We start from the raw sequence: 12,414 nt of genomic DNA, 5'->3' as shown, positions 1-12,414 counted from the left end.
TTCCCCCGGCGCCATTCTTTCCGATTGTTCATACAACGTGCGAATGAATGGCGGATTTCATGATGATGGGAAACGGACGAAACACTGTTAACCGAGACCGTACGGCAGGTGGTGCCTGGGTGCCGGCCAGGGACAAGACCGGCAGTGGGATCGGCGATCATGGCTGAGCCTGTCGCTGCCACCGTCGACCGCCTGCGTGGACGGGCCGGATTCCTGCCGGTCGACGCGGTGGCCGGGCTCGCCGACGACGGCGTTCTCGTCCTCGATCCGTTTTCGACGCTCGTCTCGCCGGGGGTGGCGCTGGCGGCCGGCGTCACCCTCTGGCCCGGCACGATCCTCCAGGCGACCGGCGATGGCCGCATTGCGATCGGAGCCGAGACCCAACTCTTTCCCGGAACCCGCATCGTCGCCGCTGGCGGGCGGGTGTCGGTCGGCACCATGGCCGAAATCGGCGAGGAAGGCGGCTTCACCATCAAGGCCGACCAACCCGGCAACCTCGTCGAGATCGGCAGCGGTGCGCGGCTGCTCGGCGGCGGTTCGCTCACCCTGTGCAACAGCATCGGGGATGGGGCGCAGGTGCTCGGTCCCATCCGGATGCAGAACTGCCGGCTGCAGGCCGGCGGCAGCCACCGCGAGCCCGATCCCGACCGGCGCGGCGGCGTGCTCAAGGGCAGCGGCGTCGCCCGCGGCCTCACCGTGCCGACCGGGATGGTGATCCAGGCGTTCGGGCTGTTCAGCGAGGACGACCTGCGGCCGCAGACCTTCTTCCATCCGAAGCCACGGGAGTGATGCGATGACGGATATCGGGAATGGCCGGCTCGAACTCGGCCTCGGCCTGCTGTCGATCGGCCGGAGCTGGGGGGTGCGCCCGGCCGCGGTGCCCGGCGAGGCCGAGGCCGACGCCCTGCTGCGGCGCGCGCTCGACCTCGGCATCCGTGTGCTCGACACGGCCCCGGCCTATGGCGGCAGCGAGGCGGTGCTCGGCCGTTTTCTCGCCCGCCTGCCGGGACCGCAGCGCTCCGCCGTGACGGTGATGACCAAAGCCGGCGAGCATTGGGATCCGGAAACCGGGGTTCCCTTCGCCGACCATGGCCGGGATGCCCTGCGGCGCAGCATCGACCGCAGCCTCGGACTGCTCGACCGCGTCGACGTGCTGCAGATCCACAAGGCGACGGTCGAGGTGGTGGACAGTCCCGGCGTCGTCGCCGCGATCGACCATGCCAGGGGGGCGGGCGTGACGCGGTTCGGGGCAAGCGTCGCGACGGTCGATGCCGGCCTGCGGGCGATCGAGACGGGGCTCTATTCCTTCCTGCAATTCCCCTTCAGCAGCGCCAACCGGCAGATGCTTCCGCTTCTCCCGGCAATGGCCGGGGCCGGGCTGCGGGCGATCGTCAACCGTCCCTTCGCCATGGGTGCGCTGGTCGGGCCGGACGCCGACGGGGATGCCGCCCGGTCGGCTTTCGCCTTCATTGCCCGGCATCTCGCCGACGGCATCGTCCTGACCGGAACCGGCAAGGTCGCCCACCTCGAAGCGAACGCCGCCAGCTTCGCCGGCGCGATGGCGCAACCCGCTCCCTAACCCTCACCGCTTCCGCAACAGCGCGGCAGGCTGCCCGAGGAATGGGCAGGCTGCCGCGTACCTGAACGGCTGCGTGCAAATTGGGCACATCCCACATCGGCGCGCTTTCGGCCCTCGTTCCGGTCGCGCCCCGCAACCGCCGTCCGTCCGCGCCCGAGGGCGTTTGGCCTGACGTTTGCAGAGTACAGAGGCTTGCTTTTTCACCAGCCCGCAGGACCGGCCCGGCAGCTTAATATCGGGCGAGTGGACAGGTCGATCGGCGGACAGGCCGCGTACACTGCCAACAAACAGGATTGACAGCGGGCTTCGGCCCTCGTTAACGTTGGGACAAGAATTAATTGGGCGAATAATAAAATCGCCTAACCGTCTGATACCAGACACATAAGCATCCCGAACGGGGGCAGCCCCTGCGCGCGTCCCCGGCCAGGCCGGCGACCTGCGCAGGCGTGGGACCATGTGCAAGTCCACACAAAATTCCCTAAGGACAGGAGGGTTAGAGATGTACCGCTACGTTCTGGGATGCGCGCTCGCCGCCGGTGTCGCCGCGGCCGCTCCGGCCAACGCGCAGGACAGCGTCAAGATCGGCCTCGTCGAGCCGCTGACCGGCTCCGTCGCCTACAACGGCAAGTCGGTGGTCGAGGGCGCCAAGCTGGCGGTGGAGCAGATCAACGCCAAGGGCGGCGTGCTCGGCAAGCCGGTCGAGCTGGTGATCGAGGACGGGCAATGCGCCCCCGCCAACTCGGTGAATGCCGTCGAGAAGCTGGTGCAGAAGGACAAGGTGGCCGTCCTGGTCGGCGCCTTCTGCAGCTCCGCCACCGCGGCGATCATGCCGGTGGCGCAGAAGTACAAGATTCCGCTGGTCACCGGCGTGTCGTCGAGCGCCGCCCTGACCGAACAGAACAATCCCTGGTTCTTCCGCGCCGCCGAGACCGACGCGCTGATGGCCAAGGCCTTCGCCAAGATCCTCGCCAACGACCTGAAGCTGAAGAGTGTCGCCTATGTCGGCGTCAACGACGACTGGGGCCGCGGCGGCGTCGAGGAGTTCTCGCGCGACCTGTCGGCGCTCGGCGTCAAGACGGCGATGACCGAGTATTTCGACCACGGCACCACCGACTTCTTCACCCTGCTGACCAAGCTGCGCGCGGCCAAGCCCGACGGCATCTTCGTCGCGGCGGAGACGCAGGACGGCTCGATCCTGGTCAAGCAGCTCCAGGAGATGGGCCTGCAGAGCAAGGTGTTCGGCGTCGGCTCCTGGGCGACCGCCGACTTCATCAACCTGACCGGCGACGCCGCCGAGGGCATCTATGCCGCGGTCCCCTACGTCTCCAGCGTCGAGAACCCGGCCAACCAGGACTTCGTCAAGGCCTACGAGGGCAAGTACAAGGTGAAGCCCGGCAAGTACGGCGCCGCCGGCTACAACGCGCTGAACATCACCGCGCAGGCGATCGCGCGGGCCGGCGGCACCGACGCCGAGGCCATCCGCAAGGCGCTCGCCCAGACCGACTACAAGGCGCCGAACGGCAACTACCGCTTCACCGCCAAGGGCCAGGCCTACGGCTTCGACGCCGTGCTGGTGCGCATCGAGGGCGCCACGCCCAAGGTCGTCGCCTCGGCCCCCGTCGAAGCGCCGCAATGAGCGCCGCAGTGAGTGCCGCAGTGAGGCGGCATCCCGCCACGCCCTAAAGGCCCCCTATCGAGGCTGACACCGCAATGGATCTGTTCCTGCAATTCCTGGCCAACGGGCTGGTGGTCGGCGTCTTCTACGCGCTGTCGGCGCTCGGGCTGACGCTGATCTTCGGCCTGATGCGCGTGGTGAACTTCGCCCACGGCGAGTTCTACATGCTGGGCGGGGTGGTGGGGTGGTTCGTCACCACCTACCTCGGGCTCGACTTCTTCTCAGGGCTGGTGCTGGTGGCGCTGGTCATGGGCAGCTTCGGCTGGGCGGTGGACCGCTTCCTGATCGAGCGCGTCCGCGGCCAGGGCGAAGAGCCGGGCATCCTGCTGACCATCGGGCTGTCGATCTTCCTGGTCAACATCACCCTGCTCGCCGTCGGCCCGGCGCCGCTGAAGGTCGCTCGCGCCATCACCGAGGGGCCGATCTTCCTCGGCCCGGTCACCATCACCAAGATGCGCCTGCTCGCCATGGTCATCGGCGTGGCGCTGATCTTCGCGGCGCACGCCATCATCCACCGCACCCGGCTGGGCAGCGCCATGCGGGCCACCTTCCAGGACCCGATGGCCGCCAGCCTGGCCGGCATCCGCACCAAGCAGGTCTATGCCGCGACCTTCGCGCTGGGCTGCACCCTGTCGGCGCTGTCGGGCATGCTGCTGGCCAGCATCTATTCCGCCCAGGCGTCGGTCGGCGGGCTGGTCAGCCTGAAGAGCTTCGTCGTGGTGATCCTCGGCGGCATGGGCAGCTTCCCCGGCGCCATCGCCGGCGGCCTGCTGCTCGGCGTCGCCGAGGCGCTGTGGGGCGGCTATGTCGCCACCGGCATGGTCGACATCATCGGCTTCCTGCTGGTCATCCTGATCCTGGTGCTGCGGCCGCAGGGTCTGTTCTCGATCCGGGCGGAGAGGGCCTGACATGACGCTCGAACGCAACGTCCTCCTCGGGCTCGGGGTACTGGCGGCCCTGCTGCCCTTCGCGGTCACCGACCAGTATCTCCTGCACCTCGCCGTCATGGCGCTGTTCTACGCCATCCTCGCCAACAGCCTGAACCTGGTGGTCGGCTATGTCGGCGAGTTCTCGCTCGGCCACACGGCCTTCCTGGGCACCGGCGCCTACACCGCGGCCCTGCTGTCGGTGAACGCCGGCTGGCCGATGTGGGCGGCGGTGCCGGCGGCAGGCCTGGTGGCGGCCCTGTTCGGGCTCGGCATCGGCGCCATCACGCTGCGGCTGCAGGGACCGTACTTCGTCATCGTCACCCTGTCCTTCGCCGAGGTGCTGCGCATCATCGCCAACAACTGGATCGGCGTGACCAACGGCCCGATGGGGCTGGCCGGCGTCGGCCAGGGTGGCATCGCCGACAAGCGCGTCTTCTTCGCCATCGTGCTGGGGCTGGCGGCGCTGACCTTCTACCTGTCCTACCGCTTCGTCTATTCCAACGCCGGCCGCGCCGCGGTGGCGGTGCGCGAGAACCGCTACGTCGCGCAATCGATCGGCGTGAACCCCTTCGGCTCGGCCATGCAGGCCTTCGTGCTGGGCGCCTTCATGGCGGGGTTGGCCGGCGGCTTCTACGCCTTCTACATCTCCTTCGTCGGGCCGGAGGTGTTCCGCTTCTCCTTCATGGCGACCATCATCATCATGGTGCTGATGGGCGGCAAGGGCACGCTGGTCGGGCCGGTGGTCGGCGCGGTCATCGTCACCCTGCTGGAGGAATACCTGCGCGAGCTGCAGGAGCTGCGGCTGTCGCTGTTCGGGCTGATCGTCATGGCGATCGTGCTGTTCCTGCCCAACGGCCTGATGGGCTTCATCGCCCGCCGCCGCGAGCAGCGCGGCGACGCCCCCTCCCTCTCCCCCGCCATCGAGGAGCGCACCGTATGACCGCCCTCCCCACGCAGCGCCATGGCGGCGAACCGCTGCTGCGCGCCGAGAACCTGACCATGCGCTTCGGCGGCATCACCGCGGTGAAGCAGGTCGGCTTCTCGGTCGGCCCCGGCGAGATCGTCGGGCTGATCGGCCCCAACGGCGCCGGCAAGACCACCTGCTTCAACATGCTGACCGGCTTCTACACGCCGACCGAGGGCCGGGTCTTCTTCAAGGGCGCCGACGTCACCAGCCACAAGCCGCACGCCATCGCCCGGCTCGGCCTGATCCGCAGCTTCCAGAAGACCAACGTGATGAAGCGGCTGACGGTCTTCGAGAATGTGCTGACCGGCCACTACCTGGAAGGCCGCCAGTCGCTGCTCGCCACCTTCTTCCCCGGCGAGCGGGTCCGCCGGGCCGAGCGCGAGGCGCGGGAGAGCGCCGCCGCCGTCGTCGAGACGATGGGCCTCGCCCGCCGCATGAACGCCCCGGCCCACCTGCTGTCCTGCGGCGAGCTGCGCCTGCTGGAGGTCGCGGTGGCGCTGGCCGCCAAGCCGACCCTGCTGATGCTGGACGAGCCGGCCGCCGGCCTGAACAGCCACGAGGCCCTGCTGTTCGGCGAGACCCTCAAGACGCTGATCGGCAAGGTGGTGCAGTCGCTGCTGATCGTCGAGCACAACATGGAGCTGGTGATGGGGGTGTGCGACCGCATCGTCGTCCTCAACTTCGGCCAGATGCTGGCGGAAGGCGAGCCGCGCGAGATCCTGAACAACCCGAAGGTCGCCGAGGCCTATCTCGGCAAGGCGGCGGCATGAGCACGATCACGATGGACGCCCCGGACAGGACGGCCACTGCGGGCGATCCGGTGCTGCGGGTGCAGGACCTGCATGTGGCCTACGGCAGCACCGCGGCGCTGCACGGCATCTCGCTCGACGTCCATGCCGGGGAGACGGTGGCGCTGATCGGCGCCAACGGCGCCGGAAAGAGCACGACGCTGCGCGCCATCTCCGGCCTGCTGAAGGCGCGGTCGGGCAGCATCGACTGGAACGGCAAGCCGATCGCCAACCGCCCGCCGGAGGAGATCGTCGCCGCCGGCATCGCCCATTGCCCGGAAGAGCGCCATGTCTGGCCCGGCATGACGGTGGAGGAGAACATCGCGCTCGGCGCCTATCTCTGCCGCTCGAAGGACGAGGTGCGCACCCGCATGGGCATGGCCTTCCACCGCTTCCCGCGGCTGCGCGAGCGGGCCAGGCAGATGGCCGGCACGCTCAGCGGCGGCGAGCAGCAGATGCTGGCCATCGCGCGCGCCCTGATGTCGGAACCGCGCCTGCTGATGCTGGACGAGCCCAGCCTGGGCCTCAGCCCCCGCATGGCCGAGGAGGTGTTCGAGGTGGTGCGCGCCATCAACGCCCACGGCGTGACGGTGCTGCTGGTCGAACAGAACATCCACAACGCGCTGGCGGTCGCCAGCCGCGCCTATGTCGTCCAGACCGGCCGCATCACCACCGCCCGCCCGTCCGCCGAGCTGCGCGACGACCCGGAACTGCTGAAGGCCTATCTGGGCGGGTGAGTTCGGGGCGTGGACCGGCCCCCTCCCTAACCCTCCCCCGCTTCGCGGGAGAGGGGACTGCCGCCGAATTGGCGCGTGCTCCCTCTCCCGCAACGCGGGGGAGGGTCGGGGAGGGGGCCGGCCCGCCACCAGACCACTGGCGTCACAGGTCAATAGTAATTAAACAGCCGACCGATTAATTTTCGGCGTCTCCCTGAAGGAGGGATAGAGTGAGAAGCAAACCGCGGATCGGAATCGTCGGCGGCGGCATCGGCGGCGTGGCGCTGGCCGGCTGCCTGCTGCAACGGGGCTTCGAGGTGCGCCTGTTCGAGCGCGCCCCCGGCTTCGGCGAGATCGGCGCCGGCATCCAGATGACGCCGAACGCCGTCAAGGTGATCAAGACGCTGGGCCTGCTCGACAAGATGCTGGAGGCGGGCTTCCTGCCGAAGGCGCTGGTCGGCCGCAACTGGCGCACGGCGCGGGAGAATTTCCGCACGCCGCTGACCGACTGCCCGACGCTCTACGACGCGCCCTTCATCCACATCCATCGCGCCGACCTGCATTCCATCCTCGCCTCGGTGGTGCCGGAGTCGATCGCCACCTTCGGCATCGGCTGCACCGGCGTCCGCCAGGATGCCAACGGCGCCGTCGCCACCTTCGACGACGGCAGCGAGTATGAGGCCGACCTGATCGTCGGCGCCGACGGCGTGCGCTCCGCCGTGCGCGCCTCGCTGTTCGGGCCGGAGGCGCCGCGCTTCACCGGCCACATGTGCTACCGCGCCGTGGTGCCGGTCGGCGGCCCGGTCGACTTCGTGGCGCCGGAGGCGTCCTTCTGGTTCGGCCCGAAGAGCCACGTCGTCACCTACTATGTCCGCGGCGGCACGGCGGTGAACATCGTCGCGGTGGCCGAAACCAGCGACTGGGTCGAGGAAAGCTGGAACGCCCCCAGCAGCCGGACCGAGCTGCTGAACGCCTTCCAGGGCTGGCACCGCAACGTCGAGACGCTCTTCCAGCGCGTCGACACCGTCTACAAGTGGGGCCTGTTCGACCGCGACCCGATGACCGGCTGGTCGAAGGGCCGGGTCACCCTGATGGGCGACGCCGCCCATCCGATGCTGCCCTTCCTGTCGCAGGGTGCCGCCATGGCGATCGAGGACGCCTATGTGCTCGCCGCCTCGCTGGACGGCCACGGCCACGACGTCGCCTCGGCGCTCAGGGACTACGAGCGCGAGCGGCTGCCCCGCACCAGCCGGGTCCAGTTGGAGGCGCGGGAGCGCGGGCGCACCTACCACCTGCCCTCCCCGCTCGCCCAGGCCAAGCGCGACTTCGTCTACTGGCTGCGCGGCCTGATCAACCCGCAGGCCACCGGCATCCAGGCCAACTGGGTTTACGAGTACGACGCCCGCAAGTTCCGCCCCGGCGTCGCCGCCACCCCCGAACTCGCCGCCTGAGGGACGCATCCAATGACCACCCGGACCTACCGCATCGGCCAGATCGTCCCCAGCTCCAACACGACGATGGAGACGGAGATCCCGGCGATGCTGACCGCGCACGCGCTGGCGCACGGCACCCGCTTCACCTTCCATTCCAGCCGCATGCGCATGAAGACGGTCAGGAAGGAGGAGCTGGCGGCGATGGACGGCGAGTCCGACCGCTGCGCGCTGGAACTGACCGATGCCCGCGTCGACGTGCTGGGCTACGCCTGCCTGGTGGCGATCATGAGCATGGGCCGCGGCTACCACCGCATCTCGCAGGAGCGCCTGCAGGGCCGCACGGTGGAGAACGGCGCTCCGGCACCCGTCATCACCAGCGCCGGGGCGCTGGTCGACGCCCTTCCGGTCATCGGCGCCAAGCGCATCGCGCTGGTCGCCCCCTACATGAAGCCGCTGACCCAACTGGTCATCGACTACATCGAGCATGAGGGGGTGGAGGTCGCCGACTGGCGGGCGCTGGAGATCCCGGACAACATCGCGGTCGGCCGCCACGACCCGGAAAACCTGCCGGCGATCGTCGCCGGCATGGACACCGCCAGCGTCGACGCCATCGTGCTGTCGGCCTGCGTCCAGATGCCGTCGCTGCCGGTGATCGCCAAGGTCGAGGCGATGACCGGCAAGCCGGTGGTCACCGCCGCCGTCGCCACCACCTACGCCATGCTGAAGGCGCTGGACCTGAAGCCGGTGGTGCCGGGTGCCGGCGCCCTGCTGTCCGGCGCCTACTGAGGGAGGACAGTATGGGCAGCACCTTCCGCTACGGCGCCAACATCCACGCCAACGGCATCCGCCAGCATTACCTGCGCTACGGCGGCAGCGGCCGTCCCGTGGTGATCGTGCCGGGCATCACCAGCCCGGCGCCGACCTGGGGCTTCGTGGCCGAGCGTTTCGGCCGCAACTTCGACACCTATGTGCTCGACGTCCGCGGCCGCGGCCTGTCGGAGACCTCCGGCAGCCTCGACTACGGGCTGGACGCCATGGCCGCCGACGCCGCCGCCTTCGCGGCGGAACTCGGGCTCAAGGACTACGCGCTGGTCGGCCATTCCATGGGTGCGCGCATCGGCCTGCGCGCGGTCAGCCGCCACGGCGCCGAGCCGGGCTGCCTGGTCATGGTCGACCCTCCGGTGTCCGGCCCGGGCCGCCGCCCCTACCCGGCGCAGCTTCCCTGGTACGTCGATTCCATTCGGCTGATGGCGCGGGGCGCCGATCTGGAGGCGATGCGCCCCTTCTGCCCGACCTGGACCGACGAGCAACTGCGCCTGCGCGCCGAATGGCTGCACACCTGCGACGAGCGGGCGATCGTCACCGCCTATGAGGGCTTCCAGACCGACGACATCCACGGCGACCTGCCGCGGGTGCGCTGCCCGTCCCTGCTGATCGCCGCCGGCCGCGGCAACGTCATCCTGCCGGAGGAGGAGGCGGAAATCCGCGACATCAACCCGGCCATCGGCATCGTCCGGGTGGAGAATGCCGGCCACATGATCCCCTGGGACGACGAGGACGGCTTCTACCGCGCGTTCGGCGATTTCCTGGGCAAGCCGGTCTGAGGTGCGGCGCCCTCCCCCCCTCCCTGCCCCTCCCCCGCTTCGCGGGAGAGGGAGCACGCGCCGGATCGGCGGTAGTCCCCTCTCCCGCGAAGCGGGGGAGGGTTAGGGAGGGGGCCAGAACGCAGCAGCGCAATCCCCCACACACACGAAAGGGCCCCACGATGTCCGTCAGCGACGCCGACATGGTCCGCGCCTGGACCCATGTCCTCACCCTGTCGAAGCTGAAGCCCGGCGACACGGTCACCCTGCTGACCAGCGCCAACACCCACCCGCAGACCCTGCAGACCGCGCGCATCGCCGCCGGGATGATGGGGGCGGTGGTGAACCGGCTCGACCTCGCGCCGATGAACGCCGAGCACGCGCACAGCCGCGACAGCCTCGCCTATCTCGGCACCACGCCGCTGACCGGAAACCGCGCCGCCATCGCGGCGCTGAAGGAAAGCGACATCGTGCTCGACCTGATGACGCTGCTCTTCTCGCCCGAGCAGGCGGAGATCCTGGAGAGCGGCACCCGCATCCTGCTGGCCGTCGAGCCGCCGGAGGTGCTGGTCCGCCTGCTGCCCAGCCTGGAGGACAAGGCCCGCGTCGCCGCGGCCGCCGCGCTGATGGCCGATGCCAGGGAGATGACCGTCACCTCGGCCGCCGGCACCGACCTGCGGCTGCCGCTCGGCGAGTTCCCGGCGATCCAGGAATACGGCTTCGTCGACGAGCCCGGCCGCTGGGACCATTGGCCGAGCGGCTTCGGCCTGACCTTCCCCAACGAGCGCAAGGCGGAGGGCCGCGTCGTTCTGGAGCGCGGCGACATCCTGCTGCCGATGAAGTCCTACGTCACCGACCGCGTCGAGATGACGGTGGAGAAGGGCTACGTCACCTCGATCACCGGCGGCATCGACGCCGACCTGCTGAACGATTACATGGAGGTCTTCGCCGACCCCGAGGCCTATGCCGTCTCCCATGTCGGCTGGGGCCTGCAGAAGCGGGCGCGCTGGTCGACGCTCGGTCTCTACGACCGCGAGGGCACCATCGGCATGGACGCCCGCGCCTTCGCCGGCAACTTCCTGTTCTCGATGGGGCCGAACAACGAGGGCGGCGGATCGCGCACCACCGCCTGCCACATCGACATTCCCATGCGCAACTGCACCGTCCGCCTGGACGGCCGCGAGGTGGTCCGCGCGGGCCAGCTTCTGGAACAGGAGGAAACGGTATGAGCGAGCCCACCCAAGCAGTCTACGAGCGCCAGGGCTTCGGCCGGTCGCTGGGCATCCAGGGCCGGATCGGCCTGCTGATCGTCGATTTCGTCAACGGCTTCGCCGACCCGGCTGTGTTCGGCGGCGGCAACATCCCCCCCGCCATCGCCCGCACGGTGACGGTGCTGGAGGAGGCGCGCAAGCGCGGCTGGCCGGTCGCCCACACCCGCATCGTCTATGCCGGCGACGGCTCGGACGCCACGGTCTTCTCGATCAAGGTCCCCGGCATGCTGACCCTGACCGAGGACGCCCCGGCCAGCGCCATCGTGCCGGAACTGACGCCGGCGGCCGGCGAACTGGTGGTGCGCAAGACCAACCCCTCCGCCTTCTTCGGCACCGGCCTTGCCCCGTGGCTGACGCAGAAGGGCGTGGAGACGCTGCTGGTCGCCGGCTGCACCACGTCCGGCTGCGTGCGGGCCAGCGTGGTCGACGCGATGTGCCACGGCTTCCGGCCGGTGGTCCTGTCCGATTGCGTCGGCGACCGGGCGCTCGCCCCGCACGAGGCCAACCTGTTCGACATCGCGCAGAAATATGGCGACGTCGTGCCCGCGGAGCGTGTACTCGCGCTCTGAACGCATGAAAGGAGAGGGTGCGCCTTTGGCCAACGGTGTTATACGTGTCCGCGACAGGGACGAACCCTCCGCGGATGCCATGAAGTCAGCGAGTACACAGTCCAAGGCGGCGGCGCACCCGGAAACCGAGCATCCGGAAACGGCCGCCAAGCGCGGGCGCCCGGCGCAACGCCGCCGGGCCGGCCCCGGCCGGCCGGAAGGCGTCAGCAACGTCCGCGACGAGATCCTCGATGCGGCGGAGATCGAGTTCGCCAACCTCGGCTACGCCGGCACCAGCCTGCGCAACGTCGCCGACGCCGCCCAGGTGACGCAGGCGCTGATCAACTATTACTTCGGATCCAAGTACGGCCTGTTCGAAGAGGTCTTCCTGCGCCGCGGGCGGCAGATCTCCGAGGATCGCGTGCAGCGGCTGGAAGCGCTGCGCAGCGCCGGCACGCCGCCGGCGGTGGCTGACATCGTCCGCGCCTTCCTGCTGCCGGCCCTGTCGATGCGGGCGACCGCCGCCGGCCGCACCTTCATGCGGCTGCAGGCCCGCCTGCACACCGAACCGCCGGAAATCTCCTACAAGCTGCGCAACGAGGCCTACGAGGACTCCACCCGCATCTTCACCGAGGCCCTGCGCGATGCCCTGCCGCACCTGGCCGAGCGGGATGTCTACTGGCGGATGACGCTGATGATCGGCGCCTATCTCTACGCCTTCTCCGACACCCACCGGCTGGAGGAGATGGCGCCCGGCATCTGCAACCTGGACGATCCCGACGAGATCCTGAACGCCATCACCAGCTTCGTCACCGCGGGCATGCTGGCTCCGGCCCCCTGAGGAGCCCCACCGGCCTGGACGTTGACGATCCGCCATTCCTGATCTGGATCAAGGCGCGCCCTGCCCCGTCCAAGCAATATTAAT

General features: G+C 69.4%; 13 protein-coding genes. All 13 read left to right on the top strand.

The window, feature by feature from the left end:
- Nucleotides 1-159 precede the first annotated feature (159 nt).
- The 13 genes from J2850_RS12445 to J2850_RS12385 all read left to right on the top strand — a co-directional run bounded on the left by J2850_RS12445 (nt 160) and on the right by J2850_RS12385 (nt 12,330).
- Nucleotides 160-789 (top strand): hypothetical protein, encoded by a 630-nt coding sequence (locus J2850_RS12445; RefSeq protein WP_209982038.1) that lies wholly within the window; start codon nt 160-162, stop codon nt 787-789.
- Between the two features lie 4 nt (nt 790-793).
- Nucleotides 794-1,579: an aldo/keto reductase gene (locus tag J2850_RS12440; RefSeq protein ID WP_209982036.1), complete on the top strand. Its 786-nt coding sequence runs from the start codon at nt 794-796 to the stop codon at nt 1,577-1,579.
- A 499-nt stretch (nt 1,580-2,078) separates the two neighbouring features.
- Nucleotides 2,079-3,215, top strand: coding sequence for an ABC transporter substrate-binding protein (locus J2850_RS12435; RefSeq protein ID WP_209982034.1), 1,137 nt, complete (start codon nt 2,079-2,081; stop codon nt 3,213-3,215).
- 74 nt (nt 3,216-3,289) lie between these two features.
- Entirely contained in the window at nt 3,290-4,162 is an 873-nt protein-coding gene (locus J2850_RS12430; protein ID WP_209982033.1) for a branched-chain amino acid ABC transporter permease, read from the top strand.
- Nucleotide 4,163: 1 nt separating this feature from the next.
- The gene (locus J2850_RS12425) at nt 4,164-5,123 is read left to right on the top strand and encodes a branched-chain amino acid ABC transporter permease (protein WP_209982031.1); all 960 of its coding nucleotides are present in this window, start codon (nt 4,164-4,166) and stop codon (nt 5,121-5,123) included.
- Entirely contained in the window at nt 5,120-5,920 is an 801-nt protein-coding gene (locus J2850_RS12420; protein ID WP_209982029.1) for an ABC transporter ATP-binding protein, read from the top strand. The genes J2850_RS12425 and J2850_RS12420 overlap by 4 nt, the downstream gene beginning before the upstream one ends.
- Entirely contained in the window at nt 5,917-6,675 is a 759-nt protein-coding gene (locus J2850_RS12415) for an ABC transporter ATP-binding protein (RefSeq protein ID WP_246513014.1), read from the top strand. The genes J2850_RS12420 and J2850_RS12415 overlap by 4 nt, the downstream gene beginning before the upstream one ends.
- Nucleotides 6,676-6,884: 209 nt before the next feature.
- On the top strand, nt 6,885-8,105 hold the full coding sequence (locus J2850_RS12410) for an FAD-dependent monooxygenase (RefSeq protein ID WP_209982027.1): 1,221 nt from the start codon (nt 6,885-6,887) through the stop codon (nt 8,103-8,105).
- A 12-nt stretch (nt 8,106-8,117) separates the two neighbouring features.
- Nucleotides 8,118-8,873: a maleate cis-trans isomerase family protein gene (locus tag J2850_RS12405; RefSeq protein WP_281414976.1), complete on the top strand. Its 756-nt coding sequence runs from the start codon at nt 8,118-8,120 to the stop codon at nt 8,871-8,873.
- Nucleotides 8,874-8,884: 11 nt separating this feature from the next.
- Nucleotides 8,885-9,691: an alpha/beta fold hydrolase gene (locus tag J2850_RS12400; protein ID WP_209982026.1), complete on the top strand. Its 807-nt coding sequence runs from the start codon at nt 8,885-8,887 to the stop codon at nt 9,689-9,691.
- A gap of 161 nt (nt 9,692-9,852) precedes the next feature.
- Complete coding sequence (locus J2850_RS12395; protein WP_209982024.1) at nt 9,853-10,899, top strand: 2,5-dihydroxypyridine 5,6-dioxygenase NicX family protein; 1,047 nt, start codon at nt 9,853-9,855, stop codon at nt 10,897-10,899.
- Nucleotides 10,896-11,510 (top strand): isochorismatase family protein, encoded by a 615-nt coding sequence (locus J2850_RS12390; RefSeq protein ID WP_209982022.1) that lies wholly within the window; start codon nt 10,896-10,898, stop codon nt 11,508-11,510. The genes J2850_RS12395 and J2850_RS12390 overlap by 4 nt, the downstream gene beginning before the upstream one ends.
- A gap of 79 nt (nt 11,511-11,589) precedes the next feature.
- Nucleotides 11,590-12,330 (top strand): TetR/AcrR family transcriptional regulator, encoded by a 741-nt coding sequence (locus J2850_RS12385; protein WP_209982020.1) that lies wholly within the window; start codon nt 11,590-11,592, stop codon nt 12,328-12,330.
- Nucleotides 12,331-12,414: the final 84 nt, after the last annotated feature.

Source organism: Azospirillum picis (assembly GCF_017876115.1).
GTDB lineage: Bacteria > Pseudomonadota > Alphaproteobacteria > Azospirillales > Azospirillaceae > Azospirillum > Azospirillum picis.
The sequence above is the reverse complement of the archived record's forward strand: the minus strand, read 5'-3'. Positions and strand labels throughout refer to the sequence as shown.